At 64.4% G+C, this 25429-nt stretch carries 26 protein-coding genes and 1 pseudogene; 15 read left to right on the top strand and 12 right to left on the bottom strand.

Annotation, left to right across the window (positions count from 1 at the left end):
* The first annotated feature begins 7 nt into the window (after window positions 1-7).
* Both QA640_RS31755 and QA640_RS31750 read left to right on the top strand, forming a co-directional pair.
* Window positions 8-1582: an alkaline phosphatase D family protein gene (locus tag QA640_RS31755; RefSeq protein ID WP_283036773.1), complete on the top strand. Its 1575-nt coding sequence runs from the start codon at window positions 8-10 to the stop codon at window positions 1580-1582.
* Window positions 1583-1712: 130 nt separating this feature from the next.
* Window positions 1713-1946, top strand: a pseudogene (locus QA640_RS31750) (aldo/keto reductase); the annotation flags it as partial.
* 61 nt (window positions 1947-2007) lie between these two features.
* Here QA640_RS31750 and QA640_RS31745 read toward each other — a convergent pair.
* Together QA640_RS31745 and QA640_RS31740 are read right to left on the bottom strand one after the other, a co-directional pair.
* Entirely contained in the window at window positions 2008-2232 is a 225-nt protein-coding gene (locus QA640_RS31745; RefSeq protein ID WP_283036772.1) for a hypothetical protein, read from the bottom strand.
* A 107-nt stretch (window positions 2233-2339) separates the two neighbouring features.
* Window positions 2340-2774 (bottom strand): hypothetical protein, encoded by a 435-nt coding sequence (locus QA640_RS31740; protein ID WP_283042947.1) that lies wholly within the window; start codon window positions 2772-2774, stop codon window positions 2340-2342.
* Window positions 2775-3076: 302 nt separating this feature from the next.
* Here QA640_RS31740 and QA640_RS31735 point away from each other — a divergent pair, with 302 nt between their 5' ends.
* Window positions 3077-3349 (top strand): helix-turn-helix domain-containing protein, encoded by a 273-nt coding sequence (locus QA640_RS31735; protein WP_283036771.1) that lies wholly within the window; start codon window positions 3077-3079, stop codon window positions 3347-3349.
* A gap of 8 nt (window positions 3350-3357) precedes the next feature.
* On the opposite strand, the gene QA640_RS31730 is transcribed toward QA640_RS31735, so the two are convergent.
* Window positions 3358-4593, bottom strand: coding sequence for a PLP-dependent aminotransferase family protein (locus QA640_RS31730; protein WP_283036770.1), 1236 nt, complete (start codon window positions 4591-4593; stop codon window positions 3358-3360).
* 51 nt (window positions 4594-4644) lie between these two features.
* Window positions 4645-5178 carry a DUF3124 domain-containing protein gene (locus QA640_RS31725; protein ID WP_283036769.1) on the bottom strand — a complete coding sequence of 178 codons (534 nt, stop codon included), beginning with the start codon at window positions 5176-5178 and terminating at the stop codon, window positions 4645-4647.
* A 67-nt stretch (window positions 5179-5245) separates the two neighbouring features.
* Here QA640_RS31725 and QA640_RS31720 point away from each other — a divergent pair, with 67 nt between their 5' ends.
* The 4 genes from QA640_RS31720 to QA640_RS31705 all read left to right on the top strand — a co-directional run bounded on the left by QA640_RS31720 (window position 5246) and on the right by QA640_RS31705 (window position 10652).
* Window positions 5246-6970, top strand: coding sequence for a cation:proton antiporter (locus tag QA640_RS31720; RefSeq protein WP_283036768.1), 1725 nt, complete (start codon window positions 5246-5248; stop codon window positions 6968-6970).
* Window positions 6971-7142: 172 nt separating this feature from the next.
* Window positions 7143-8219 (top strand): 3,4-dihydroxy-2-butanone-4-phosphate synthase, encoded by a 1077-nt coding sequence (ribB, locus tag QA640_RS31715; RefSeq protein ID WP_283036767.1) that lies wholly within the window; start codon window positions 7143-7145, stop codon window positions 8217-8219.
* Between the two features lie 95 nt (window positions 8220-8314).
* Window positions 8315-9529, top strand: coding sequence for an acyl-CoA dehydrogenase (locus QA640_RS31710; RefSeq protein ID WP_283036766.1), 1215 nt, complete (start codon window positions 8315-8317; stop codon window positions 9527-9529).
* A gap of 199 nt (window positions 9530-9728) precedes the next feature.
* Window positions 9729-10652 (top strand): MBL fold metallo-hydrolase, encoded by a 924-nt coding sequence (locus tag QA640_RS31705; RefSeq protein WP_283036765.1) that lies wholly within the window; start codon window positions 9729-9731, stop codon window positions 10650-10652.
* 27 nt (window positions 10653-10679) lie between these two features.
* Here the strand turns inward: QA640_RS31705 and QA640_RS31700 are convergent, their stop codons facing one another.
* Together QA640_RS31700 and QA640_RS31695 are read right to left on the bottom strand one after the other, a co-directional pair.
* Complete coding sequence (locus tag QA640_RS31700) at window positions 10680-11534, bottom strand: DUF1499 domain-containing protein (RefSeq protein ID WP_283036764.1); 855 nt, start codon at window positions 11532-11534, stop codon at window positions 10680-10682.
* 231 nt (window positions 11535-11765) lie between these two features.
* Complete coding sequence (locus QA640_RS31695; protein WP_283036763.1) at window positions 11766-13394, bottom strand: fatty-acid--CoA ligase; 1629 nt, start codon at window positions 13392-13394, stop codon at window positions 11766-11768.
* Window positions 13395-13458: 64 nt separating this feature from the next.
* Here QA640_RS31695 and QA640_RS31690 point away from each other — a divergent pair, with 64 nt between their 5' ends.
* Window positions 13459-14538 (top strand): extensin family protein, encoded by a 1080-nt coding sequence (locus QA640_RS31690; protein WP_283036762.1) that lies wholly within the window; start codon window positions 13459-13461, stop codon window positions 14536-14538.
* 35 nt (window positions 14539-14573) lie between these two features.
* Here QA640_RS31690 and QA640_RS31685 read toward each other — a convergent pair whose 3' ends face one another.
* Entirely contained in the window at window positions 14574-15257 is a 684-nt protein-coding gene (locus QA640_RS31685) for a L,D-transpeptidase (protein WP_283036761.1), read from the bottom strand.
* A gap of 342 nt (window positions 15258-15599) precedes the next feature.
* On the opposite strand from QA640_RS31685, the gene QA640_RS31680 reads away from it, so the two are divergent.
* Both QA640_RS31680 and QA640_RS31675 read left to right on the top strand, forming a co-directional pair.
* Window positions 15600-16577: a magnesium transporter CorA family protein gene (locus QA640_RS31680; protein WP_283036760.1), complete on the top strand. Its 978-nt coding sequence runs from the start codon at window positions 15600-15602 to the stop codon at window positions 16575-16577.
* 187 nt (window positions 16578-16764) lie between these two features.
* Complete coding sequence (locus tag QA640_RS31675; RefSeq protein WP_283036759.1) at window positions 16765-16983, top strand: hypothetical protein; 219 nt, start codon at window positions 16765-16767, stop codon at window positions 16981-16983.
* 123 nt (window positions 16984-17106) lie between these two features.
* On the opposite strand, the gene QA640_RS31670 is transcribed toward QA640_RS31675, so the two are convergent.
* From QA640_RS31670 to pdxH, 3 genes are read right to left on the bottom strand one after another with little or no spacing between them, the layout of a single operon-like run.
* The gene (locus QA640_RS31670) at window positions 17107-17877 is read right to left on the bottom strand and encodes a class I SAM-dependent methyltransferase (RefSeq protein WP_283036758.1); all 771 of its coding nucleotides are present in this window, start codon (window positions 17875-17877) and stop codon (window positions 17107-17109) included.
* 25 nt (window positions 17878-17902) lie between these two features.
* Complete coding sequence (locus QA640_RS31665; protein WP_283036757.1) at window positions 17903-18655, bottom strand: SDR family oxidoreductase; 753 nt, start codon at window positions 18653-18655, stop codon at window positions 17903-17905.
* Window positions 18656-18669: 14 nt separating this feature from the next.
* The gene (pdxH, locus tag QA640_RS31660; protein ID WP_283036756.1) at window positions 18670-19311 is read right to left on the bottom strand and encodes a pyridoxamine 5'-phosphate oxidase; all 642 of its coding nucleotides are present in this window, start codon (window positions 19309-19311) and stop codon (window positions 18670-18672) included.
* Window positions 19312-19424: 113 nt separating this feature from the next.
* Between pdxH and QA640_RS31655 the strand changes: the two genes are divergently transcribed.
* Window positions 19425-19835, top strand: coding sequence for an RT0821/Lpp0805 family surface protein (locus tag QA640_RS31655; RefSeq protein ID WP_349253644.1), 411 nt, complete (start codon window positions 19425-19427; stop codon window positions 19833-19835).
* A 112-nt stretch (window positions 19836-19947) separates the two neighbouring features.
* Window positions 19948-20901, top strand: coding sequence for a DnaJ C-terminal domain-containing protein (locus tag QA640_RS31650; RefSeq protein ID WP_283036754.1), 954 nt, complete (start codon window positions 19948-19950; stop codon window positions 20899-20901).
* 365 nt (window positions 20902-21266) lie between these two features.
* On the opposite strand, the gene QA640_RS31645 is transcribed toward QA640_RS31650, so the two are convergent.
* Entirely contained in the window at window positions 21267-22037 is a 771-nt protein-coding gene (locus tag QA640_RS31645) for an anti-sigma factor (protein WP_283036753.1), read from the bottom strand.
* A 106-nt stretch (window positions 22038-22143) separates the two neighbouring features.
* Entirely contained in the window at window positions 22144-22632 is a 489-nt protein-coding gene (locus QA640_RS31640; RefSeq protein WP_283036752.1) for a sigma-70 family RNA polymerase sigma factor, read from the bottom strand.
* A 171-nt stretch (window positions 22633-22803) separates the two neighbouring features.
* Between QA640_RS31640 and fabI the strand changes: the two genes are divergently transcribed.
* From fabI to aroC, 3 genes are all read left to right on the top strand, one after another.
* Complete coding sequence (fabI, locus tag QA640_RS31635; protein ID WP_283036751.1) at window positions 22804-23619, top strand: enoyl-ACP reductase FabI; 816 nt, start codon at window positions 22804-22806, stop codon at window positions 23617-23619.
* A 13-nt stretch (window positions 23620-23632) separates the two neighbouring features.
* A complete protein-coding gene (locus tag QA640_RS31630) occupies window positions 23633-24232 on the top strand; it encodes a histidine phosphatase family protein (protein WP_283036750.1) in 600 nt (199 codons plus the stop codon).
* A gap of 75 nt (window positions 24233-24307) precedes the next feature.
* The gene (aroC, locus tag QA640_RS31625) at window positions 24308-25396 is read left to right on the top strand and encodes a chorismate synthase (protein WP_283036749.1); all 1089 of its coding nucleotides are present in this window, start codon (window positions 24308-24310) and stop codon (window positions 25394-25396) included.
* Window positions 25397-25429: the final 33 nt, after the last annotated feature.

The raw sequence follows: 25429 nt of genomic DNA, 5'->3' as shown, positions 1-25429 counted from the left end.
TTCCTGAATGGCAACGCTCCGCGCCTCGCGTGCATGGACCCGGCGGCAGTTTCTCGTTCGCTCCACATCCTCCCTCGCGCTCGTCGGCCTCGGCTCTCTCGCAAGGCCACACCTCAGCCGCGCCGCCGACCGCCCGCTGATTACGGGTGGCATCCAGTCGGGCGACGTGTCCGAAGGATCTGCCATCATCTGGGCGCGCGCCGACCGGCCTGCGCGGATGCAGGTCGAATGTGCCACCGCCGAAAGCTTCAGGACGATCCTGTGCACGGCGTCCGCCGATGCGCTGTCGGACGCCGACCTTACCTCAAAGGTGCTGCTGCGCGGCCTCCCGCCCGGACAGGATATCTTCTACCGCGTGCGCTTCGACGACATCGCGACCGGGGTCACCGGCGAGATGCGCACCGGACATTTCCGAACCGCGCCGGCCGCTGGCCACTCGGTCTCATTCGTGTGGTCCGGCGACACCGCCGGGCAGGGCTGGGGCATCGATACGTCGCGTGGCGGCATGCGCAGCTACCGTACCATGCTCGACAATCGTCCGGACTTCTTCATCCATTCCGGCGACCACATCTATGCCGACTGCACCATTCCTGCCGAATTGAAGCTGCCCAACGGCGAGATCTGGCGCAACCTCGTCACCGAAGAGAAATCGGAAGTCGCGCACACACTGGCGCAATTCCGCGGCAACTACCGATACAATCACCTCGACGAGAATTTCCGTGCCTTCCATGCGGAGGTGCCTATGTTCGCGCAATGGGACGACCACGAGGTTACCAACGACTGGTCGCCTTATGGCAGTGTCGACGACACAGGCCTTGACGCCGATGGCACCTCGCGCCTCGTCGCGCGCGCGAGGCGCGCGTTTTTCGACTTCATGCCGATCCGCGAGATTCCGCAGCAGCAAGGCCGTATTTATCGGAAGATTGCGTACGGACCGCTGCTCGACGTCTTCATGATCGACATGCGCAGCTACCGCGACGGCACCTGGAACAAGGGCAGGGACCACGACGGCTGGATCTTGGGTCGTGAGCAACTCGCCTGGCTGAAGCGGGAGGTCGCCGCTTCGCGCGCGACCTGGAAGGTGATCGCTGCGGACCTGCCGATCGGTCTGATCAGCCTCGATGCCGTCGCGCTCGGCGACGGTCCACCCGACCGTCGCGAGCACGAGATCGCGGACCTGCTCGCCTTCATCCGGCGCGCCGGTGTGCGCAACATCGTCTGGCTCACCGCCGACATGCACTACACCGCGGCTCACTATTACGATCCCAACCGTGCAGTGTTCTCCGATTTCGAGCCGTTCTGGGAATTCGTCTCAGGTCCTCTCCATGCCGGAACCTGGGGACCGGGCGAGCTCGACAATACCTTCGGTCCGGTCGCGATGTACCAGAACGGCTGCAATGCCGAGCAGGGCGAGAATCTCGCGCCCTGCTTCGGACTCCAGTTCTTCGGCCGCGTCGACATCGATGGCCGCACGGAGGTCATGACGGTGACACTGAAGGACGTCGATAATCGCGACCTGTGGTCGGTCGACATCCACCCGCAGCCGCAAGTGCGGCCCGCTGTGGTGGCGCAGCATTCGTAAGAGGCTGGTGCCAGCTAACCCGATCTTGATTGGCCGCTCGGTGGCCGCCCCGCTATACTGCTAACCCCCGCCATGCCCTTCCACCACCGAAAACTCTGCTTGCGCGGCCTTTGCCGCGCGCATCCGGCGGGTCTTGGGCGAGATCGGCCGCAAGCACAATGCCACCGCCGCGCAGGTCGCGCTGAAGTGGCTGCTCGATCAGAAAGGCGTCGCGGCGATCCCGAAGGCATCGCGGCAGGAAAGCCAGCAGGCCAATCTCGATGCCTTGAAGATTACGCTCGACCACGACGATCTCAGAAAAATCGCCGTGCTGCCGAAGGACAAGCGTTGCGTCAATCCAGGCTTTGCTCCGGCCTGGGACTAGTTTCCCCGTCAATCCGTGTACATAGAGAAATGGCCCCGTCGGGGCCATTTCAGCGTGTGCATCAGTAGTCGTAGTGGCGGTGACTGCGCTTGATCACGACGACCTTGTCGCCGTGATGGCGCCAGCCACGATGCCAGCCGAAGTCGCGGTGCTCGCGGAATTCGGCGCGGGCGCCGTAGGAACCGTAATGGTGATTCCTGATCACCATCGTCTCCGCGCTCGCCACCGTCGGCGCCACGATCGCAAGCGCGCCGAGAGCCGCGACGACATAGCCAAGCTTCCTCATGATGTCCTCCTCCAATGAACGCCAATTTAAACCGCGCGTGCGCGCGAACGTTCCGGAGGAACCATCAGGAGAATTCTGAACGGCTGGTTCAGCTTCGGCCTTTGCGCTCACGTTCCGTTGTCGCAACGGTGCTGCGCAGGCGTCGGCGCACCGGTCTTGACGAACTTGCCGTCGCGAATCGTGTAATCGCCGCGCTCGCCGCGATTGAAGATCGCGCGCAGGCTGCCGTCCTTCTGTAACGAGAGACCGAACTCGCGCGTCTGATGCAACGCTGGAAAGAACACCACGATGTTGAGCAGGCCGTCCGCGTCAGTCGAGGCCGCCACCACCTCGTTCTCGTCCCTGGCGTCACCGAAATTGCGCTGGTACATCACGCGGCCGTCTGGCCTGGCCTCGTAGGTGAGCACCGCGCCTTTGTCGCTCTCGGGTGGGAGCGAGCAATCGACCGCCCAGGAGCCGAGCAGCCCCCAATTGATGATCGTCGCCGTCAGCGTCTCAGCGCCGGCTGCGGATACCAGCGCAAGCCAGACCAGCGCGGCCATCGTCCCGCGGACCAAGAACAATCCCGTCACTTCTGAAAATCCCCCGCAGCTGCCCGACGCAATGGCTTCAAGCCTAGCATTGTTATGCCGCACTGCAACTCGGCACGCTCATGCATGGTGCTTGCACCCGCACACCGCGCGGCGAATCATCTCCACAAAGACAGAGGAAGGGGAACGTCGCCATGACGGTTTTGTCGCGTCGCCAGCTTCTCGCCGATCGTTCCGCTATTTGATCCGCGTCAATGAGGCGGACCGCAGCTGCGCCATAATGCCGGCTTCGGGAGGCGATCGTGGATAGATCAATGCTGGATGAAGTCACCGATTTCGCGGGCGAGGCGCTGCCGGGGGGCACCGCCGTGCCGCCATACTCCGAGACCCAATTCCTGGCGGAACTCGGCGAGCGTATACGCTCCTCGCGCATGCGCTGCGAGCTGTCGCGGCGGGAGCTCGCGCGCAGGTCGGGAATTTCCGAGCGCTACATCGCGCAGATCGAGGCCGGCAAGGGCAACGTCTCGATCGTCCTCTTGTTGCGGCTGGCCTCCGCGATCCATGGCAGCCAGGCACAGGCGGCCTGAGGCGTCCTCTACCTCCGCGCCCTCTCCACATTTGCGATCCGCGCCGGCACGCCAAATTCCTTGCGGCAGACTTCCGCGAGCACGGCGACGCCCTCGCGGATCTGTTGGTGCGTGGGGCTGGCGAAGCAGAGCCGCAGCCGCGGGCCCGAATGGCCCTTGTTGGTCGACCATTCAGGGCCCGGATTGATCGAAACACCGGCCATGAGCGCCGCGTGGTAAAGCTTCAGCGTATCGACATGATCGGGCAACTTTACCCAGAGGAAGATGCCGCCTTTGGGCTCCTCGAACTCGGCAGCCGTTCCGAACTGTTCGTTCAGCGCCTCCATCAGTGTGTCCAGCTTGGTGCGCAGCGCGCGTGTCAGCGCGGGCACGTGGGTCGCGAAATGCGGCCGGCAATATTCGGCAAGCAGCATCTGCTCCAGCGCGCCGGAGCCGGCGTCCGTCTTCAGCGCCAGCATCCGTGACATCACCTCCCAGGGCGCGACGATGAAGCCGACGCGGAGCGCCGGCGCGATCGATTTGGAGAACGAGCCGATATGGATGACGCCGCCGGTGTCGCTCATCGCATGGATGGCCGGCGGACGCCGGCCTGACCAGATGAGGTCGGCATAGCAATCATCCTCGAAGATCGGCACGCCATGCTCGGCCGCAAGCCGCAACAGCTCGGCACGGCGGCTTTCCGGCATGATGCTGCCGGTCGGGTTCTGCACGGTCGGGATGGTGTAGATGTATTTCGGCCGAATGCCTCGGCGCTTCAGATCCGCGAGCGCAGACGCCAGCGCGTCCATGCACATGCCCTCGCCGTCGAGGGGGATGCCGACCGGATTCACGCCGAGCCGGCTCAGACGGTTCAGCGCGCCCTGGTAGGTTTCCTGCTCGACGATCACAGTATCGCCGCGCGCGAGCAGTGTGTGGTTGACGAGATCGAGCGCCTGCAAGGAGCCCGAGACGATCAAGAGATCGTCGACCGTGCAGATAATGCCGGCATCGCGCTTCAGCTTCGCGCTCAGGAATTCGCGCAAGGGCAAATAGCCCTGCGGACCGTGCGCCAGTCCGTAAGTAGCGAGGTTGCGGCCCTCGCGCCGCAGCACCGCATCGACCGCTGCGATCAGGCCATCGACCGGCACCTGCTCGGAATCATTGTTGCCGCCGACGAAGCTGTATTTGGCAAGCCCGGTCCAGCGCGCAGAAGGAGCCGGCAGCCCCGGCGGGAACAGGGGCGCGAAGTCGAAGCTGGCAGTCATGGGTGGTTTCCTCTTTTTGTTGAGCCAGCCGGCATTGCGCCGGCCGGCCTGTTACTTCTTGCCGACCGTTCGGGTCGGACGGCCCTGGCTGATGAAAGCGTAATGCGCATTGGCGACGCCGCCAACCATCAAGGCTTCGACTACCGGCTCGGCGATCTCGCCGGTGGCCGCCCAGTCGACGATGAAGTTTGCGCCGGTCCCGCCGCGCACGTCCTCGGTTGGGATGACCACTGAGACCGTCGCGAGGGGCCTGAGCGCGACCGGAGATTTCAGGTAGCTCTCGATCATCTTGCCGGCCGTGTCGAAATAGGCGATCCGCCTCAGCACGAGGGGCTGGGTCTCCGACGCATTGTGGACGCTCAACGTCACCGAGAAGTCGACGCGCAGCTTGCCCTGGCTCATCGCGATGCTGGAATAGGCTGGCACGTAGAAACCGCCGGAGACGGCGAGTTCCTCCTTCGGCATCGCCGTCAGCGAATCGGCAAAACTCTGTTCGATATTGACCTTCGGCTGTGCCGCGGCGGGCCGCGCCACGCCGAGCAAACCACCTGTCAGTGCGAGCACGATTGGCAGGACAATTGGCATGTGACGAATTGCTCGTTTGCCGCGCTGCACCCCGCCTCTAGGGTGCGGAAAAAAGGATTGCTTTGAGATGCACGAACTCATTCGCGATATCACTCTTTGTATCTTGTTTGCCTGGATGCTCGGGCTTTTGGCCCATTTCTCCCGCCAGCCGCTGATCCTGGCCTACCTTATCGCCGGCTTCTGCATAGGTCCATTCGGTGCCGGCTGGGTCAAGTCGCAGGAATCGATCGGCGTCATTTCCGAGCTCGGCCTGATCTTCATGCTGTTCATGATTGGACTCGAGATCGATTTGAAGAAGATCGTGCGGGCAGGGCGAGTGATCCTGTTCGCGGCCGGTGGCCAGCTCCTCGGCGGCTGCCTGCTCGGCATCCTGTTCTTCGTCGCCATGGGCCTGACGTTCGGGGGCGGTCATTTCGATGCGCTCTATCTCTGCGTGGCCTGCGCGCTCTCCAGCACGGTCATCATCGTCAAGGTGCTCTACGAGAAGCGCGAGCTGGACACGCTGCCCGGCCGCATCACCCTTGGCGTCCTGGTGCTCCAGGACATCTTCGCCATCCTGTTCCTCGCCGTGCAGCCGAGCCTTGCCGATCTGCAAGCGAGCGTCATCCTGCTCTCGATCGTGCGCGTCGCAGCGCTGGTCACGGCCGCGCTCCTCGTCAGCCGCTTCGTGCTGCCGCGCCTGTTCCACCAGATCGCCCGCCGCCCCGAGCTGATCCTTCTGGGGGCGCTCGCCTGGTGCTTCCTGGTTGCCGAGACCGCCGAGCGGTTGTCGCTGTCGCGCGAAATGGGGGCGCTGATCGCCGGCGTGTCGCTCTCGACCTTTCCTTACGCACTCGACGTCACCGCCAAGGTCACGACATTGCGCGACTTCTTCATTACCCTGTTCTTCGTTGCGCTCGGCATGACCATTCCGGTACCGAACATGTCGGTGATCGGGCTCGCCCTGATGATCGCTGCGTTCACGGTCGCGAGCCGGCTGGTGACCACTTTCGTGCCGCTCTATCTGATGCGACAGGGCCTCCGCGCGAGCTTGTTGCCGGCGATCAATCTGGCGCAGATCAGCGAGTTCTCGCTGGTCGTGATCCAGACCGGCGTCACCGATAACCACATCGTTCAGGAGACCGCCAATGCCGCCTCCTTCGCCTTCGTGATGCTCGCGGTGCTCTCGACCTTCGTGATGGTGAGGAGCGATGAGATCACGCGCTGGGCGATCGGCCCCTTGAAGCGGTTCGGCCTTCGCGATCTCGATCATGGCCATTCCCGGGAGGGGCACGAGCGCGGCCATGGCGAGGCGCGGCGGATTGTCATCCTCGGCTTTTTCCGCGCGGCGAGCGCGCTGCTCGCGGAGATCGAGCAGCAGGCGCCGGTTCTGCTTGAGCAGATCACGGTCGTCGATTTCAACCCCAATGTGTACCAGACGTTGCTTTCGCGTGGCCTGCACGTGATCTACGGCGACATCAGCAACGTCGACACGCTCGTCCATGCCGGCGTCGGCAAGTCCGAGGTGATCATCCTCAGCGTGCCCAATGCGCTGTTGAAGGGGGCCACCAACGAGAAGCTCGTCCGCCACGTCCGTGCGCTCAATCCCAGCGCCCTGATCGTAGCCACCGCCGATCTGATGTCCGACGTCGGCGAGCTCTATGCGGCGGGAGCCAACTACGTCACCGTCACCCGCCTCAGCGATGCCCATGAGCTCTTCACGGTCATCGAGGCGGCCCAGGCCGGCCTTCTGGAGGACAAGCGGGCCGAGCTTGACTTGAGATTGAGCGAGCGGCGCGAAGTGCTGCCTTAAAGCTCGCCCGGCAGCCTTCCACGCGGCGGGACAAGGCCTATATCTCTGGCATTCCCGGTGCAAGCCGGGTCCCGGCGGATCTGCCGAGGGCATATGCCGTTGCGTCCGGGACACTAGCGCTGGCGTCAGAGTCCGGCTAAGCCTCCGGCCAACAATAGCCAGAGATTGGGAAATGCCCGATACCGTACAGGAAGTTTTACAGGCCTTCGCCAAGGGTGAGCTCGTCGTCGTCACCGATGACGAGGACCGGGAAGGCGAGGGCGATCTGATCGTCGCTGCCTCGCTCTGCACCGCCGAGAAAATGGCGTTCATCATCCGCCACACCTCCGGCATCGTTTGTGCGCCGATCACCACCGAGGACGCTCGCCGCCTGCGGCTCGATCCGATGGTCGCCCACAACGACTCCGCGCACACCACGGCATTCACGGTCTCGATCGACTACAAGCCCGACGGCGGCACCGGCATCTCGGCCGAGGAGCGCGCCTCCTGCTGCCGCGCGCTCGCCAATCCCAATGTCGGCGCCGGCGATTTCGCCCGTCCCGGCCACATCTTTCCGCTGATCGCCAAGGACGGCGGCGTGCTCCTGCGCTCCGGTCATACTGAGGCCGCCGTCGACCTCTGCAAGCTCTCCGGCCTGCCGCCGGTCGGTGTCATCAGTGAGCTGATGAACGACGACGGCAGCGTGATGAAGGGTGAGCAGGTCGCGCGCTTCGCCGCCCAGCACAAGCTCAAGCACGTCACGATTGCCGATATGATCGCCTATCGCCAGGCGCGCGAGAAGCTGATCGAGCGGGTCTCGACCTTCGTCACCGAAAGCCCGATCGGGCCGCTCCAGGGCTATGCCTATCGCTCGCCCTTCGATTCCATCGCCCACGTCGCCTTCGTCTATAACGGCGTCGGCGACGGCAAGAACGTGCTGACGCGCTTTCACAAGCCGAACATCGTCAAGGAGATCTTCACCGGCCACAAGCGCATTCAGGCCGTGCTCGAGCAATTCAGGAAGGAGGGGCGCGGGGTCCTGATCTACTTGCGCGACGGCGCCGCTGGCGTTCCCGTTGAACCCTTGCCGAACGAGACCTCGGCGGAGGCGGACCGCAACCGGCAGTGGCGAGAAGTCGGCGTCGGCGCGCAGATCCTGCGCGATCTCGGCGTCACTTCGATCCGCCACCTGACCTCCTCGGTGCACGACTACAAGGGCCTGTCCGGCTTCGGCATCGAGATCGTCTCGAACGAGCAGCTCGAGACCTGACCGCCGCGCGAGCAGGTGCAACGTAATTGCACTTGGCACCGCGGCGCTTTAATTTAACGGTCAATTAGACGGAACCAGACGCGAAAGGACGTTTCATGAGCGTGCGCCCTCAGGCCAAGGACAAGCCGGCTGCGGCTTCTTTCCAGTGGGACGATCCGTTCCTGCTCGACGAGCAGCTCACCGAAGACGAACGCATGGTGCGCGACACGGCGCGAGCCTACGCCCAGGACAAGCTGCTGCCGCGCGTCACCCAGGCTTATCTCGAAGAGAAGACCGATCGCGAGATCTTTAACGAGATGGGCGAGCTCGGCCTGATCGGAATCACGCTGCCGGAGGAATACGGCTGTGCCAATGCGGGCTACGTCGCCTACGGCCTCGTCGCCCGCGAGATCGAGCGGGTCGATTCCGGCTACCGTTCGATGAACTCGGTGCAGTCCTCGCTGGTGATGTATCCGATCTACGCCTATGGCGACGAGAACCAGCGCAAGAAGTACCTGCCGAAGCTCGCCAGCGGCGAGTGGGTCGGCTGCTTCGGCCTCACCGAGCCCGACGCCGGTTCCGATCCCGCCGGCATGAAGACCCGCGCCGAGAAGGTCTCGGACGGCTATCGCCTCACCGGCAGCAAGATGTGGATCTCGAATGCGCCGATCGCCGACGTGTTCGTGATCTGGGCCAAGTCGGCCGAGCACGACAACCAGATCCGCGGCTTCGTACTCGAGAAGGGCATGAAGGGCCTCTCCGCGCCGAAGATCGGCGGCAAGCTGTCGTTGCGCGCTTCCATCACCGGCGAGGTCGTGATGGACGGCGTCGTCGTACCCGAGAGCGCGCTGCTGCCCAACGTGTCCGGCCTGAAGGGCCCGTTCGGTTGCCTCAACCGCGCCCGCTACGGCATTTCCTGGGGCGCGCTCGGCGCGGCCGAGGACTGCATGCACCGCGCCCGGCAGTACACGCTCGATCGCAGGCAGTTCGGCAAGCCGCTCGCCGCGACGCAGCTCGTGCAGAAGAAACTCGCAGACATGGAGACTGAGATCGCGCTGGGTCTCCAGGCCTCATTGCGCGTCGGCCGCCTGATGGACGAAGGCAAATTCGCGCCCGAGATGATCTCGATCGTCAAGCGCAACAATTGCGGCAAGGCGCTCGACATCGCCCGTGTCGCGCGCGACATGCATGGCGGCAACGGCATCCAGATCGAGTATCACGTGATGCGCCACGTCCATAACCTCGAGACGGTGAACACCTACGAGGGCACGCATGACGTCCACGCCTTGATCCTGGGACGTGCGATCACGGGCATTCAGGCGTTTTTCTAACGGCCGCGGAATTTCGTGGCCGCTGACTTGCTCGGCTGTCATCGTCCGCCACCGGTCGGCGCAAAAGCGCGGCCCGATGACAGGCTCCAGCGGACGACCCGGAAACCTCGCCTTCGCCTCGGACGTCGCCGAGTACTGGATACCCCGCTTTTGCGGGGCATGTCGGCGGAGAGTGCGGCGGCTTTGCGTAGGAAGTCCCATGTCCGATAACGACGACGTGCCGTTCAACCGCAATTTTCCGCTGAAGCCCGGCGTCGTCGAGGAAGTTCGTCCCGGCGTGCGCCGCGTGCTCTGCAACAATCCGAGCCCGTTCACCTTCACCGGCACGGTCAGCTACATCGTGGGCCAGGGCAAGGTTGCGATCATCGATCCGGGTCCCGACAACGAGGCTCATGCGGCGGCGCTGCTCGATGCGGTGCGTGGCGAGACCGTCACGCACATCCTGGTTACGCACACCCATCGCGACCATTCGCCCAACACTGGCCGGATCAAAGAGGCGACCGGCGCGACCGTCTATGCCGAAGGCCCGCACCGCGCCTCGCGACCGCGCTTCGAGAGCGAGAAGCACAATCCGGAATCGGGTGCCGACCGCGACTTCGCGCCCGACGTGACGGTTGCCCATGGCGACGTCATCGAAGGCTCAGGCTGGCGGCTCGAAGCCGTCGCGACGCCGGGCCACACCGCCAACCATCTTGCCTTCGGCTGGCCCGACCGGAAATTCAGCTTCGTCGGCGATCACGTGATGGGCTGGTCGACCTCGATCGTGGCTCCGCCCGACGGCTCCATGATCGATTACATGGACTCGCTCGACCGGCTCGCTGCGCGCGAGGAGGATCTCTATTTCTCCGGCCACGGTGCCGAGATTCCCGAAGGGCCGCGCTATGTGCGCTTCCTGATCCGCCATCGCAAGGCGCGCGAGGCCTCGATCCTGCATCGCCTTGCCAAGGGTGAGGCCGACATCCCGACCATGGTGCGCGCGATCTATATCGGCATCGATCCGAGGCTCACGACAGCGGCCGGCTATTCCGTGCTGGCGCATCTGGAGGACCTCGTCGCCCGCGGGGTTGTGGCGACGGACGGCGATCCCGTGATTTCCGGAACGTACAGGATGGCAAACGCCTGACCGTCATTCCCGGATGACGCTATTGCGTCATTTCTTCACCGTCTTCGCCGGCGGCTTGGCCGGGACGACCGGCACCTTCTTCGCCGGCTTCAGCGCATCAGCGTCGGCTGCGGTGTTGAGATCGTCGATGAACTTGCTGATGCGTGCGGCGTTGCTGCCGAGATCGCTGTCGAAGTAACGCGAGGCCGAGCGGATGTCGACGCGCGAGTCGTCGCCATCAGGCACGATGCGGATCGAGACATCCTCGCGGAAACCCATGATCGGCGTGCGTGCCACCGCCTCGATGCGGCCGATCCGGCGCGGCGGCTGCGGCGGACGCTCGTCGATGATCAGCCATTTGCGCTTGTTGGCGATCTGGAGCGACAGCGCATAGGCGCGGTCGACGGAAATCTCGAGTTCGATCGGCTCGATGTCGGGATAGAAGTGGCGTTGCTGCTCGGCCGAATAGAGGCCGGCATAGACAGCCGAATTGGCGCCGTCACCCGTGCGAAGGCGCGCCAGCGCCTCGAAGCGCGGCGGGTCGATCGGATCGGTGGTGATGTCGTGGATCGCCGGCAGTCTGCGGTATTGGAAGGCGAGATAGGCAGGATAGGCGAGGATCAGCGCGTTGATCAGGAAGGCGAACAGGATGCGCGCCATTCCGCGCGAGCCGTTCTGCCAGATCGCCGCAAAGCCCGCGAGCCCGAACAGGATGGAGAGCCCCGCGATCGCAAGCCCGCCGAAGAAGGTCGCCAGCGCCGGCTTGATCTCCAGAAAGCCGAAGCGGACGACGATGATCGAGACCAAGACCGCCACCACCGCGAACACCGCAAGATTGCGCGCCCAGGTGGCGAGCCCGGATACGGGCTCCGACTGGTAGGGAGCGGAAAACCTGCGGGCCATCGGGTGAGCTCTGCCGGGGTCTCGGGGCGGTGCCGGCCGATCTGGCGCGACAATAGGTCGTTGAGACCACGGCTCGGCTGCAAATTCAAGGGTTCCACGGGGCTCCCACGCCGTCATGCCCGGGTTTGACCCGGCCAACCACGCCTCTCTTGTGGCCCGAGACGCGGATGCCCGGGACGCAGCGCGAAGACACGCTTCGCGCTTCTGCCCGGGCATGACGCCTATGGTGACCTACGCCGCCGCGTTCGGGAAGCGGTAATCCTTGAACTGGTCGCGCAGCGCCGTCTTCAGGATCTTGCCGGTCGCGGTGTGCGGGATGCCGTCGACGAAGGCGACGTCGTCGGGCATCCACCACTTCGCGATCTTGCCGTCCATGAACTTCAGGATGTCCTCGCGCGTGGCGTTCTGGCCTTGCTTGAGTTGCACGATCAGGAGCGGGCGCTCGTCCCATTTCGGGTGGTAGACGCCGATCACGGCGGCCTCCGCCACCGCGGGGTGGCCGACCGCGAGGTTTTCCAGATCGATCGAGGATATCCACTCGCCGCCGGACTTGATCACGTCCTTGGAGCGGTCGGTGATCCGCATATAGCCGTCCTGGTCGATGGTCGAGACGTCGCCGGTGTCGAAGAAGCCTTCGCCGTCGAGAATGTTGGCATCAATGCGGTAATAGCCCTTGGCGACCGCCGGACCCGACACTTTCAGGCGGCCAAAGGTCTTGCCGTCCCACGGCAGCTCCTTGCCGGCGTCGTCGGTGATCTTCATCTCGACGCCGAACGGCGGATAACCCTGGCTCTGGAGCACGTCGAGCCGCGCGTCGCCGGTGGTCTCGGCAAATGGCGGCTTGAGCGCCGCGACCGTGCCGATCGGGCTCATCTCGGTCATGCCCCAGGCATGGCGGACGCGCGTTCCCATGTCGATGAACGACTTGATCATTGAGCGCGGCATCGCCGAGCCGCCGCAGATCACCATCTTCAGATGCGGCAGCTTCAGATTGTTGGCGGCCATGTGTTGGAGCAGCATCAGCCAGACGGTTGGAACGCCTGCGGTGTGCGTCACCTTCTCGGTCTCGAGCAGTTCGTAGACCGAGGCACCGTCGAGCTTGGCGCCGGGCATGACGAGCTTGGTGCCCTGCGAAGGCGCGGAAAAGGCGATGCCCCAGCTGTTGGCATGGAACAGCGGCACCACCGGCAGCATTGTCTCGGAGGCGCTGGTGCCGAGCGCGTCGACATTGTTGGCCATCAGGGCGTGCAGCACGTTGGAGCGATGCGAATACAACACGCCCTTGGGATCGCCCGTCGTGCCGGAGGTGTAGCACATGGCCGCGGCCGTGTTCTCGTCAAAATCCTGCCATGCGAACTTGCCGTCGGCCTTTGCGATCCACTCCTCATAGGCGACCGCGTTCTTCAACGTGGTCTGCGGCATGTGTGCCTTGTCGGTGAGGACGACATAGCACTCCACGCTCGGCAGCTTGTCGGCGAGCTTCTCCAGGATCGGAACGAAGGTGATGTCGGTCATCACGACGCGGTCCTGCGCATGGTTGATGATCCAGGCGATCTGCTCGGGGAAAAGGCGGGGATTGACGGTGTGGCAGATGGCGCCGATGCCCATGATGCCGTACCAGACCTCGAGGTGGCGCCAGGTGTTCCAGGCGATCGTGGCGACGCGGTCGCCGAGCTTGATGCCGTCGCGCTGCAGCATCTGCGAAACTTTCAGGGCGCGCGCGTGGATTTCGGCATAGTTGGTGCGATGGATCGGTCCTTCGACCGAGCGCGTGACGACCTCCTGCTTGCCATGAATCCTGGCGGCATGTTCGATGATCCGGTGGCAGAGCAGGGGCCAATCTTGCATCAAACCAAGCATTCCGACGTTCCTCCGAATAGGGCTGGACTTGTTATCGCTCTCAGCTCTGGGCCAAAGAATTGTCATGAATTTTAGCCTGCCGGACTTTTGCCGCAAATGGTCTTGTCGCGGCTATATGTCCGCCGGCGCGGCAATGATTGCCGTCGTGCTGGGGCTGTCGCTTGCGCCTGCCGCGGCGCGGAAATACAGCCCGCTCGACCTGTTCGGCTTCGGTCCGCCGCGGCCTCGCGGCGCCGTTCATCCGGCCAAGATTCCGGCCAGAATTCCCTTGCCGAGACCGCGGCCGGAAGCTGCGCCCAAGGAAGTGGCCAAACCTGTGCCGGAGCGGCCGGCGGCCGAAGAAAAACCTGGTGCCGACAAGCCGGCCGAACCGACGGCGCCGCCAGTCAAGCAGGCCTCGGCCTGCCGCCTCGCCCTGACCGAGGAGGTCGCAATTGCGCCCTCGATCCCCGACATTCATGGCCCGGGCGGCTGCGGCGGCGAGGATTTGGTACGGCTCGAGGCGATCGTGCTGCCGGACAAGCGCAAGGTGCAGGTCAAGCCGGCCGCGATCCTTCGCTGCAGCATGGCATCGGCCGTTGCCGACTGGGTACGCTCGGACGTGGCCCCGCTCGCGGCGAGCCTCGGCAGCACCATCAGTGATCTCGACAATTTCGATTCCTTCGAATGCCGTGGCCGCAACCGCATCGTCGGCGCCATGCTGTCCGAGCATGGCCGCGCCAATGCGCTCGACGTGCGCGCGTTCAAGCTTGCCAACGGGCAGTCGATCGGGCTGACCGACCGCACGGTGCCGCGGGAGTTGCGCGAGCGCGTGCTGAATTCGGTCTGCGCGCGCTTTTCAACCGTGCTGGGGCCGGGATCGGACTGGTATCACGAGGACCACGTCCATCTCGATCTGATGCAACGCCGCAACGATTACCGGATCTGCCAGTGGAACGTCTGGGATCCGTTGCCACAAATCGCCCCGTTGCTGCCGGCCGCGCGGCCCGAAGAGGCCCCGCCGCGCGAGGTGGCGGCCAAATCGGAGGAGACAAAGGAGGGCGCGGAGCAGGGTGATACGGTGAAGTCCGGCACGCCAAAGCCGGACGAGTCTGCCGGCGCCGCCCAAGCGTCCTGGAAGCCGGCAACAAAAAAGCGCCGGTAGCGAGCCGGCGCTTTTTCGAAAAGCCTCAGGCAAGCTCAGTACTGTGAAGTACTGTAGCCGCCACCACGCAGCGCGAGCTGCGAGTTGTACGGGGAATCGCCGTGCTTCGGCTCGAGCACGACCACGATGGTGCCGACCTTGACGCGGCTATAGAGGTCGATGGCGTCCTCGTTGGTCAGGCGGATACAGCCTGAGGAGATCGAGGCGCCAATATATTCGGGCTGATTGGTGCCGTGGATGCGGAATAACGTATCCTTGCCGCCCGAGTAGAGATACATCGCGCGGGAACCCATCGGATTATCCGGACCCGGCGCCACATAGGTCGGCACGCCAAGGCGCGAGATTTCACCCGGGGTCGGGTGCCAGGCAGGCCATTCGGTCATGCTGCCGATCTTGGCGATGCCCGACCAGGCCATGGCCTCTTCGCCGACGGTGATGCCGTAACGGATCGCTTTGCCGCCATCCATCACGTAGTAGAGGTAATGATTGTCGGAATCGACCACGATCGAGCCCGGCGACTCCTTGCGGTGGTAGTCGACGATGGCACGGCGGAACGGCTCGGCGACGGGGGTGTTCTCGTACCGAATCTTGGCAAGGAGTTCCTTGTCCTTCGGTTTAAAGGCCTTGGTGTCGGTCGCCTCGTAGTGCGTGGCCTGCATGCAGCCCGACAGCATCAAACCGGCGGCCAGAATTCCCAACTTAACTTTCAGCGACGACATTGGCTTGGTTCCAATCGAAACAAATTCCACGCGCGGAACACGAGCCTTCTGCCCAAATTCCACGATTCCGATAGGCCAATTATCGGTTGAAAGCTGCCACAATTCCAGCGTTTAGGGTTTTATCCCAGGCTGCAAGGCCCAAGCTGTGGCTTTTTTGCCGCAAGTTTTGAGGCTCTAAGCCGATTTTTGGGCACAGGATGCCAAGCTGTCGATGCCATGTCACGGTTACGCCACTTGTCGGCCACAAATGCAAACGCCCCGTTAATGTGATTGTCATCCTGCACCTGTCAGAATCGCGCTAAGGGCCGTGAGCCGGCCTTCTCGGCCCCGCTGGAGTAGTTCATGTTTTCGGTTTTCGTTCCCTCCGAGTCCTCCCTGAAGAAGGCCGTCGTCGAAGACCTCTCGGTGCTGCCGGAGAGCGCGGTGTGGATCGATCTGGTCAATCCCACCGGCGCCGAGGACAAGGCGGTGGAGCGGCTGGCGGGGATCGCGATCCCGACCCGGGAAGACATGCAGGAGATCGAGATCTCCAGCCGCCTCTATATCGAGAACGGCGCGCGCTACATGACCGCGACGCTGATGTGCCACTCTGATACCGACATGCCCCGGACCACGGCAGTGACCTTCATCCTCGGCGACCATCGCCTGGTGACGGTACGATACGACCTGCCCAAGCCCTTTGCGCTGGTCGAGGCCAAGCTCGCCCGTTCCTGTACACCCGCCATCACCGGCGAGATGGTGCTGATGGAACTTCTGGACGCCGTGATCGACCGCTGCGCCGACATTCTGGAACGCTGCGGCGCCGACATCGACCAGGTCTCGCACGACATCTTCGAGCCGGAGAGCGAGCGGCACGGTCATGCCAAGCAATATTCCCAGATCCTGATCGCGATCGGCCGCAAGGGCGACCTGACCTCGAAGGTCCGGGAAAGCCTGGTGTCGATCGGCCGCGTCGTCACGTTCCTGTCGGCCATCGTCGAAGGCGTGAAATGGTCCAAGGACATGCGCGAGCAGCTTAAGACCATGCAGCGCGACGTGGCATCGCTGACCGACCATGCCTCCTATCTCTCCAACAAGATCACCTTCGTGCTCGACGCCATGCTCGGCGTCGTCAATCTCGAGCAGAACAACATCATCAAGCTGTTCTCGGTGATGGCCGTGGTCCTGATGCCGCCGACGCTGATCGCGTCGATTTACGGCATGAACTTCAAGGCTATGCCGGAGCTCGAATGGGCGCACGGCTATCCGATGGCACTGGTGATGATGCTCGCCGCCGCGATTGTTCCGTACTGGATTTTCAAGTGGAAGAAGTGGCTGTGAGATAGCTACCGAACCGTTGCGCCGTTTGCAGACAGACAGTGAACGCATGTTGTGAAATGTGGCGCTGCGTAGACAGTATCTGGGTCAAAATCTCTGCCTCATTTCCTCAGCTAAAATTTGAGCGTTGGGCTGAACGTTTGGGCGAAACTTGTCTGCGATAAGCAACAAGTAGCCGCGAGGAACAGCCATGGTTGAAAAACGCAAAACGACGCCCCGCAACGTCATCGATCTGGCGAGCTATCGTCAGGTCCTGGCGAACGGCAAGGCGTCGTCGATGTCGGCACGGCTGTGCCGGCATTGTGGTGCTCCGCTGCTCGACGGTGAGAACGACGATGACTGCTCGACCGCATTCAATATAGCCGCTCAGCGGCTGCGCGAGACGCCGCGTCGGATTCGTGCCGATTGAGAAATGGGAGGGGTTAAGGCAATCCAGGTCTTGCGGCGGCTTCGTCTGGATTGCCTTGCTTCCGCTTCCGGACACGGATCATTCCTGGGGCAGCCCGCGCATCGTCGCGCAATTCCAGCGCCCTTAGCGCCTCACGATCTCGGCCACGGATAGCAGCGTCTCGGTGATCACGCCGTCGCGGCTGAACGGCGCAAGACGTTCCTCGACATCGCGCAGCATCGCCTCGACATGGTCGCCAAGTGCTTCGGGCGACGACGAGGAAAAGGTGAGCACACGCCGCGCCAGGTCGCGCAGGCTGATCTCGTGCCTCGTCTCGATCTTGATCACATCCGCTACGTGAAACGCGCTGTCACGGAAGAAGGCCGGCAGGTCGCGGTGCGTTCGCTCGCCGCGGCCGGCTTCTTCCCAGAGGCGGGACGGTGACCAACTGCGGCGGACCGCGTTGTAGTCATCGAGCCACGGATTGCGACCATCAGAAATTGAGAACGACGCGCAGACGGCTATCGCGCCTTGCGGTGCGACCAGCCGGTCGAACAGCACAAGCGCGGGCTCACGCTCCATCCAATGCAGGGCGCGCCCGATCGTCACGACGTCGAAGGACCCGATGTCGGCGGGAAGCATCTCGGCCTTGCTCTCGATCAGACTGAGATGCCGGCCGGCGCGCGCGGCTGCACGCCGTGCAGCATCGAGCATGTTCGGTTCCGGATCGACGCCGACGATGCGGCCGACGTAGGGGGCGAAGCCGAGCGCGAGCAGTCCGGGCCCGGTGCCGAGGTCGATCAGCGCGGATCGCTCGGTGAGGGCAATCTTCCGCGCGACGCTGCGAAAGAATTCCGGCGGATAAGGTGGCCGCAGATCCTCGTAGAGCGCCGCCGTCGTCGCAAATCGACCCATCGCTCTGCCGCGGTCCTTTCCTCGCCTACACGTGCTGGCCGCCGTTGATGTGGATCTCGGCGCCGTTCACGTAGGACGACGTCTCGGTGCACAGCACGTAGATGATCTTGGAGACCTCGTCGGGTGTGCCGAGGCGGTGCATCGGGATCTGCTGCTCGACGATCTTCTCGGTACCGGGCGACAGGATCGAGGTGTCGATCTCGCCCGGCGCGATTGCGTTGACGCGCACGCCGATGCGGCCGAAGTCGGAGGCCATCTCGCGCGTGAGCGCGGCGAGTGCGGCCTTCGAGGTGGCGTAGGCGGCCCCCGCAAAGGGGTGCACGCGCGAGCCGGCGATCGACGTGACGTTCACCACCGATCCCTTCGCCGCCTTCAACTCCTCGATCAGCCCGCGCGCGATCATGATTGGCGCGAAGAAGTTGACGTGGAAGACATGCGTCCACGTATCGAGATCGGTATCGACCGAGCCAAGCCTGGAGCCGCCAGGGCCCTTCGGCGAGATCGCGGCGTTGTTGACGAGAGCATGCAGCGTGCCGCCTTCGAGACGGCGGCGGATCTCATTGATCGCGCGCGTCGTGTCCTCGGGGTCGGCGAGGTCGACCTGGATGTGATCCTCGGGGCCGGCGTCCCACGGGCAGTCTTCCGGAAACGGATGCCGCGAGCAGGTAATAACGCGCCAGCCCGCCGAGGAGAAGCGGATCACGGTGGCGTGGCCGATGCCGCGGCTCGCCCCGGTCAGGAGCAGCGTGCGGCGCGGCGCATTGGATGAATGCGGCATGGAGGTCTTTCAGCTCAGGGATACATGCGCGTCTTGGACCATGACTGGCCCGGCGCGTCACGGCGAAATTCGATGCGGTCGTGCAAGCGGAATGGGCGGTCGTGCCAGAACTCGATGCGCAAGGGCGTGATGCGCCAGCCGCTCCAGCCCGGCGGCCGCGGCACCTCGCCGATGACGTATTTGGCGGCGACCTTCGCGATCGCCTGCTCGAAGGCGAAGCGGCTCTCCAGCGGCTGGGACTGCTTGCTCGCCCAGGCGCCGATCTGGGCCTGCTTGGGGCGGGTTGCGAAATAGGCGTCGGCTTCGGCGTCGGTCACCGGCGTCACGTTGCCGCGGATACGCACCTGCCGGCGCAGCGACTTCCAGTGAAAAAGTAACGCCGCCTTAGGGTTTGCGGCGAGTTCGCGGCCCTTCTGGCTCGCGATGTGGCTGTAGAAGACGAAACCGTCGGAATCGAAGCCTTTCATCAGCACCATGCGCACGTCGGGCAAGCCATCCGTGTCAACGGTTGCGAGCGCCATGGCGTTGGGATCGTTCGGCTCGCTCTTGATCGCCTCGTTCAGCCAGGCCTCGAACAGCGTAAACGGCTCGTCGGCGGCAGTGAAATCACCGGATGTTAAGGGTGTCTGGTGTTTCATCGAGGTCGTATCGGTCATGTCTGGAGTCCGAGTTGCGTTCCGCGGCCCAAAGCGCGTTGTTGTCCGCTTCTGCCCTATATAGGGCATGGGGGAGCGTTGGCCTATCGGCGATCCGGCCCGCCAGCCTCGTCATGACGATGATTCTCATCGGGGTCGGCACCGGCGGCTGTGGTCTATCCCGCAATGACGGCGGTACCCTTGCCGGGGGGCCGTTCGCCAAGGTGGACGAGAGCGACGTCACCGGCTCAATCGCTACTCAGGTGCCGACCGAGGGCGATCTCGCCTTCGCCCGCAATGCGGCCTCCGACGTGCTGAGCCGGGGCGACAAGGATGCCAGCCAGCACTGGGAAAATCCGCAGACCGGCGCGCGCGGCTCGGTGACCCCGATCGCGCAGTCCTATGCCGCCGAAGACGGCCGCAAATGCCGGGATTTCCTGGCGAGCTACGTCAATGGCCGGACCGAAAGCTGGCTCCAGGGCGCGGGCTGCCAGAGCGGCCATGGCCGCTGGGAGATTCATACGCTAAAGCCATGGCGGAGCTAGGATTCGCTCAGCGACCCTAGTTGCAAAAATGCCACGGGCACCCCAGATGATTGACAGCCGGGGCAGGGAGCCCTTTTGACATTATCGAGTTCCGTGAAGGGAGACGTGACGGATGCGCGACCCCTATGAGGTCTTGGGGGTGCCGCGGGGCGCCAACGCTGCCGCGATCAAGAGCGCCTATCGCAAGCTCGCCAAGAAGCATCATCCCGACAGCAACAAGAACGACCCGAAGGCAGCTGAGCGCTTCGCCGAGATCAACACTGCGAACGAGATCCTCGGCGACGAGGACAAGCGCAAGCAGTTCGATCGCGGCGAGATCGACGCCGAGGGCAAACCGCGCTTCCAGGGCTTTCCGGGCGGCGGCGGGGCGCGCGGCCGCGCCGGCCCCGGCGGCTTCGAATATTCGTTCCGCTCCGGTGGCGGCGGACCGGGCGGAAGCGCGTTCGAGGACATTCTCAACAGCATGTTCGGCGGCGCGGCGCGCGGTGCGCGGTCTGGTGGCGGCGGACCCCAGTTCGAGTTCGACACCGGCGGTGTCGGGGTCGATCTCGACCTCAACGTCGCCATGACGGTGTCGCTGGAAGAGGCGGTCCATGGCGGGGACAAGCGCGTCCGGCTGCCGACCGGCAAGGAGCTCAACGTCAAGATTCCGATTGGCGTGACGAGCGGCCAGCAGATCCGGCTGAAGGGGCAGGGCGAAACTGCACCCGGTCATCCGCCAGGCGACCTGCTCATCACCATCACCATCGCCCCACATCCGTTCTTCAAGGTTGATGGCGCCGACTTGCGGATCGATCTACCGGTCACGCTTTATGAGGCGGTGCTCGGCGGCAAGGTCCGCGTGCCAACGCTCGGCAATGCGGTCGAGCTGACGATCCCGAAAAACACCTCGAGCGGCCGGACCTTCCGCCTGAAGGGCAAGGGCCTGCCGAAGTCGGGCGGAGCCGGCGACCTCTTCGTCACCGCCCGCATCATGCTGCCTGACGGGAACGATGCCGAGCTTGAAGCATTGATGCAGAAGTGGCGGGACCAGCATCCCTACAACCCTCGCAGCTTGCTCGGCTAAGGCGTGATCCGCGCAAGTGGGGCCGGTTAGGCCTGGCGACAAACGCGCAAGCGTTTGCGCCGCGATCACGCGCTAAGAGAGCATTTCCTGGACAGGTGATGCTCCCATGGAGCATGGAGCGCGATGGCGCTTTAACGCTATCGCGTCCGGCGTGCCGGCAGCCGCAAGGCGGCCGCGAAAAGAGTGCGGCCTCGAGAGGGGGACCAGCGCGGTACCAAAAACCCCAATCGAGGCCGCCTGCGCCGATCGGCGGATCGAACGCCACTCATTTTCGCGTGATCATCCGGTGCGATAATGAGACGCGCCGATGTCTTGATTCCAAATTTTCAATGTCGGAATCTGGGCGAGCGCACCCAGCGCGTGATCTAGGTGCCGTTCTTCTCGGTCTGGTCGTAAACGGCGCGCGCCACCTTGGTCAGCCGGTCGCGGTCGCTGCCGCCGCTCACGACATAGCCGACGCCGCGGTCGGCCCAGAACAAGGCACCATCCTTGTCCACAGTGGTGTAACGCATCTGCGTCTCGCCGGTCTCGGTCTTGGCGGTATAGATCGTGAACCGCTCACCGGAGGCGCCCTCATACATCAGGAAGGAGGCCGGGCCGTTCGGCCCCGGCAATAGCCGGCCGCCGACGAGCTTCAGCCCGCTCGCCTCGAGATCTGGTGCAAATACCGTCCACCCACAGCGCTTGCTAAGCCAGGCCTGCAAGTGGGCGCGTTCGTTGCCGGGCACCTCGACGGGATGACGGACCTCCACGACGTAGAGGCGGTGGGCGTCGAGCGCGTCTTCGGTAAAGCTCTGGAAGGTCGAGGGCGAGGTGGTCGCGCCATGCACGAACCAGCCGACCGCGCCGCCGGCGACGAAGGCAACCAGGGCCGCCGCGGCGGCGCCATAGAGCCATTGCCTGGGCTGGCGCACCAGCCGCTCGAGCTCCAGCCGCGTCGGCACCGGCTCCTGTGCCACGGCGTCGTAGCGGGCGTGCAGCATCTCGGCCATTGCGCGCCAGGAGTTGACCCGCTCGGCCTCCTCGGGATGGGCGGCAAGCCAGGCCTCGACGTCGGCGCGGCGCTCGGCCGGCAACTCGCCGTCGACAGAGGCGTGCAGTTCGTCCTCGGTCACGGAAATCCTGCGCTCGTTCATATCGCTCGTCTCTGGCTCGTCGGCCCAAAATATCGTTCGCTGCTCAAATCCGTTCGTCCCCTCTGCGTGCACAGGGCGCGGGATTTCCGATGCATGGACCCTGCCATCATTTCACCCGCTTTAGCGCCGGACGCTCGCCGTCCAACGCCGCCTTGATGTGGGCCCGGGCGCGGGCGAGCCGCGACATCACGGTGCCGATCGGCACGCCCTGGATGTCGGCGACCTCGCGGTAACTCAGGCCTTCGAGCATCACGAGCAGCAGCACCGAGCGCTGCTCCTCCACCAGCGTCGCCAGCGCCTTCTCGATGTCCCGCCCTTCCGCCTCCGTCCCGCTGGCGTCGGGATTGTTCTCGCTGAGCTGCATGAACTGCGGCCGCCTTGCGAGCGAGCGGCGACGGTTCTTGTTGAGGTTGGTCAGGATGGTGTAGAGCCAGCTCCTGACGTCGCCTCCCAGAAACAGCCGCTCCGAGCGCAGCGCCCGCACCAGCGTGTCCTGCACCAGATCGTCGGCCACGTCGGCGTCGCGTGCGAGTGCCCGGGCGTAGCGGCGCAGCGCCGGGATCATGGCTTCGACACTCTGGCGAAACGCGCTCATGCCGCCTCGATTTTCCAACCCTTTGGCGCGAGCGCCTTCATCCATCATAACACCCGAATGGAACGGCTATTCCGGTGACCGAAACAGCGTTGACGCCGCGGATTTGGACTGTACCGCAAGTGAGGGCTGGTGTACCTCCAAACCTCGAAACCAGCTCGATTGGATGATGGCATGGCGCAGAATTCGGGTCTGATGCAGGGCAAGCGCGGGGTAATCCTCGGCGTTGCCAACAACCGCTCGATCGCCTGGGGCATCGCCAAGGCATGCCACGCCGCCGGCGCCGAGATCGCGCTCACCTATCAGGGCGATGCGCTGAAGAAGCGGGTCGAGCCGCTCGCCGCCGAGATCGGCGGCCTCGTGCTCGGCCATTGCGACGTCACGGACGCTGCGACCATCGATGCGGCGTTCGCGGTCGTGCAGGAGAAATGGGGCAAGATCGACTTCCTGGTGCACGCGATCGCCTATGGCGAGCAGCTCGACGGCCGCTATGTCGACACCACGCAGGAGAACTTCACCAAGTCGATGCTGATCTCCTGCTACTCGCTGACCGCGATCGCGCAGCGCGCCGAGAAGCTGATGACCGACGGCGGGTCGATCATCACGCTGTCCTATTACGGCGCCGAAAAGTGGATGCCGCATTACAACATCATGGGCGTGGCGAAGGCCGCACTGGAGGCCAGCGTGCGCTATCTCGCCGCCGACCTCGGCGAGAAAAACATCCGCGTCAACGCGATCTCGGCGGGGCCGATCAAGACGCTGGCCGCCTCGGGTATCGGCGATTTCCGTTACATCCTGAAATGGAACGAGGTCAACGCGCCGATGCGGCGCAACGTGACGACCGAGGATGTCGGCCGCAGCGCGCTCTATCTCCTGTCGGACCTGTCGCGCGGCGTCACCGGCGAGGTGCATCACGTCGATTCCGGCTACCACGTGCTCGGCATGAAGCGGCCGGATGCGCCGGATATGGCGCTGGGCGGGAAGGACTGACCATCCTCCGACAATGCCAGCGCCCACGATCTATTATCTTCGCCACGGCGAAACCGAGTGGAATGCGCTCGGGCGTCTTCAAGGCACGCGGGACATTCCGCTGAACGCACGCGGCCGCGGCCAGGCCCTGCAGGCCGCCGGCATCCTCGCCGACCTCTTTGCGCGCGAGGGCCGCGACAAGGCTTCGCTGCCCTATGTCTCGAGCCCGCTCGGGCGCGCGCGCATGACCATGGAGCTCGCGCGCGGCAAGCTCGGCCTGCCGATTGCCGACTATTCGCTCGATGACCGCCTGCGCGAGATCGGCTACGGTGCCTGGGAAGGACTGACGCTGCCCGAGAGCGAGGCCGCTGATCCCGACGTCTATGCGCGGCGCCTGGTCGACAAGTGGACGGTGGCGCCCTCGGACGGCGAGACCTATGCCGACGTCCAGGCCCGCATGCGCGAGTGGTACGACCAGCTCCGGACCGACACGGTCGCGGTCGCCCATGGCGGCACAGCGCGGGCGCTGATGGTCACGCTCGGGCTGGAGACGCCCGCGAGCGCCGCCGAGCTCTATATCGAGCAGGGCGTCGTTTACGTGTTCCGCGATGGCCGGCTGGAGAAGTATAGTTAAGGGCGGGAGGCACGGGCATTTGACCCTCCTTCCAGAGCGCGTTACCACACGCCGGAACCGATCCAGCGAGCAGCGATGTCCTTCAACACCTTCGGCCATATGTTCCGCGTCACCACCTTCGGCGAAAGCCATGGGGTGGCGATCGGCTGTGTGGTCGATGGCTGTCCGCCGCTGATCCCGCTCGATGAGGCGGACATCCAGCGCGACCTCGATCGCCGACGGCCCGGCCAGTCGCGCTTCACGACCCAGCGCCAGGAACCGGACCAGGTGAAAATCCTCTCCGGCGTGATGGCGCATCCGGAGACCGGCGAGCAGGTGACCACGGGCACGCCGATCGGTCTGCTGATCGAGAATACCGACCAGCGCTCGAAGGACTATTCCGAGATCAAGGACAAATTCCGCCCCGGCCACGCCGATTTCACCTACGAGGCGAAATACGGCCTGCGCGACTATCGCGGCGGCGGGCGCTCCTCAGCGCGCGAGACCGCAATGCGCGTCGCCGCCGGTGCGATCGCGCGAAAAGTACTGCCCGGCGTGACCGTACGCGGCGCGCTGGTGCAGATCGGCCCGCACAAGATTGACCGCTCCAAGTGGGACTGGGACGAGGTCGCCAAAAATCCGTTCTTCTGTCCGGACAAGGACAAGGCCATCTTCTTCGAGAGCTATCTCGACGGCATCCGCAAGAGCGGCTCCTCGATCGGCGCCGTCATCGAGGTGGTGGCCGAGGGCGTGCCGGCCGGATTGGGCGCGCCGATCTATGCCAAGCTCGATTCCGATCTCGCGGCCGCGATGATGACCATCAACGCGGTGAAGGGCGTCGAGATCGGCGCAGGCTTCGGCGCGGCCGAGCTCACCGGCGAAGAGAACGCCGACGAGATGCGCACCGGCAATGACGGCACGCGCTTTTTGTCCAACCATTCCGGCGGCGTGCTCGGCGGCATCTCCACGGGCCAGCCGGTGGTGGTGCGTTTTGCGGTGAAGCCGACCTCGTCGATCCTGCAGCCGCGCCGGACCGTCGATCGCAAGGGCGCCGACACCGAGATTTTCACGAAAGGTCGCCACGACCCCTGCGTCGGCATCCGCGCGGTCCCCGTCGGCGAGGCCATGATGGCCTGCGTGCTCGCCGACCACTTCTTGCGTGATCGCGGGCAGGTCGGGCGCTAACGTCGGGCGCCGGACCAGGGCGCTTCGTCGCCA

Source organism: Bradyrhizobium sp. CB82 (assembly GCF_029714405.1).
Lineage (GTDB): Bacteria > Pseudomonadota > Alphaproteobacteria > Rhizobiales > Xanthobacteraceae > Bradyrhizobium.
This window is presented reverse-complemented; position numbering and strand designations above follow the sequence as displayed.

Bases quoted from the DNA above. Each gene is read 5' to 3' on its own strand.
- QA640_RS31630 (WP_283036750.1), top strand. From the start codon at position 23,633: ATGCCAGCGCCCACGATCTATTATCTTCGCCACGGCGAAACCGAGTGG.
- QA640_RS31725 (WP_283036769.1), bottom strand. From the start codon at position 5,178: ATGCCAATTGTCCTGCCAATCGTGCTCGCACTGACAGGTGGTTTGCTC.
- QA640_RS31705 (WP_283036765.1), top strand. From the start codon at position 9,729: ATGTCCGATAACGACGACGTGCCGTTCAACCGCAATTTTCCGCTGAAG.
- fabI (WP_283036751.1), top strand. From the start codon at position 22,804: ATGGCGCAGAATTCGGGTCTGATGCAGGGCAAGCGCGGGGTAATCCTC.
- QA640_RS31685 (WP_283036761.1), bottom strand. From the start codon at position 15,257: ATGTCGTCGCTGAAAGTTAAGTTGGGAATTCTGGCCGCCGGTTTGATG.
- QA640_RS31640 (WP_283036752.1), bottom strand. From the start codon at position 22,632: ATGAGCGCGTTTCGCCAGAGTGTCGAAGCCATGATCCCGGCGCTGCGC.
- aroC (WP_283036749.1), top strand. From the start codon at position 24,308: ATGTCCTTCAACACCTTCGGCCATATGTTCCGCGTCACCACCTTCGGC.
- QA640_RS31670 (WP_283036758.1), bottom strand. From the start codon at position 17,877: ATGGGTCGATTTGCGACGACGGCGGCGCTCTACGAGGATCTGCGGCCA.
- QA640_RS31650 (WP_283036754.1), top strand. From the start codon at position 19,948: ATGCGCGACCCCTATGAGGTCTTGGGGGTGCCGCGGGGCGCCAACGCT.
- QA640_RS31690 (WP_283036762.1), top strand. From the start codon at position 13,459: ATGAATTTTAGCCTGCCGGACTTTTGCCGCAAATGGTCTTGTCGCGGC.
- QA640_RS31680 (WP_283036760.1), top strand. From the start codon at position 15,600: ATGTTTTCGGTTTTCGTTCCCTCCGAGTCCTCCCTGAAGAAGGCCGTC.
- pdxH (WP_283036756.1), bottom strand. From the start codon at position 19,311: ATGACCGATACGACCTCGATGAAACACCAGACACCCTTAACATCCGGT.
- QA640_RS31665 (WP_283036757.1), bottom strand. From the start codon at position 18,655: ATGCCGCATTCATCCAATGCGCCGCGCCGCACGCTGCTCCTGACCGGG.
- QA640_RS31655 (WP_349253644.1), top strand. From the start codon at position 19,425: ATGACGATGATTCTCATCGGGGTCGGCACCGGCGGCTGTGGTCTATCC.
- QA640_RS31720 (WP_283036768.1), top strand. From the start codon at position 5,246: ATGCACGAACTCATTCGCGATATCACTCTTTGTATCTTGTTTGCCTGG.
- QA640_RS31745 (WP_283036772.1), bottom strand. From the start codon at position 2,232: ATGAGGAAGCTTGGCTATGTCGTCGCGGCTCTCGGCGCGCTTGCGATC.
- QA640_RS31735 (WP_283036771.1), top strand. From the start codon at position 3,077: ATGCTGGATGAAGTCACCGATTTCGCGGGCGAGGCGCTGCCGGGGGGC.
- QA640_RS31755 (WP_283036773.1), top strand. From the start codon at position 8: ATGGCAACGCTCCGCGCCTCGCGTGCATGGACCCGGCGGCAGTTTCTC.
- QA640_RS31675 (WP_283036759.1), top strand. From the start codon at position 16,765: ATGGTTGAAAAACGCAAAACGACGCCCCGCAACGTCATCGATCTGGCG.
- QA640_RS31645 (WP_283036753.1), bottom strand. From the start codon at position 22,037: ATGAACGAGCGCAGGATTTCCGTGACCGAGGACGAACTGCACGCCTCT.
- QA640_RS31710 (WP_283036766.1), top strand. From the start codon at position 8,315: ATGAGCGTGCGCCCTCAGGCCAAGGACAAGCCGGCTGCGGCTTCTTTC.
- ribB (WP_283036767.1), top strand. From the start codon at position 7,143: ATGCCCGATACCGTACAGGAAGTTTTACAGGCCTTCGCCAAGGGTGAG.
- QA640_RS31740 (WP_283042947.1), bottom strand. From the start codon at position 2,774: ATGGCCGCGCTGGTCTGGCTTGCGCTGGTATCCGCAGCCGGCGCTGAG.
- QA640_RS31700 (WP_283036764.1), bottom strand. From the start codon at position 11,534: ATGGCCCGCAGGTTTTCCGCTCCCTACCAGTCGGAGCCCGTATCCGGG.
- QA640_RS31695 (WP_283036763.1), bottom strand. From the start codon at position 13,394: ATGCTTGGTTTGATGCAAGATTGGCCCCTGCTCTGCCACCGGATCATC.
- QA640_RS31730 (WP_283036770.1), bottom strand. From the start codon at position 4,593: ATGACTGCCAGCTTCGACTTCGCGCCCCTGTTCCCGCCGGGGCTGCCG.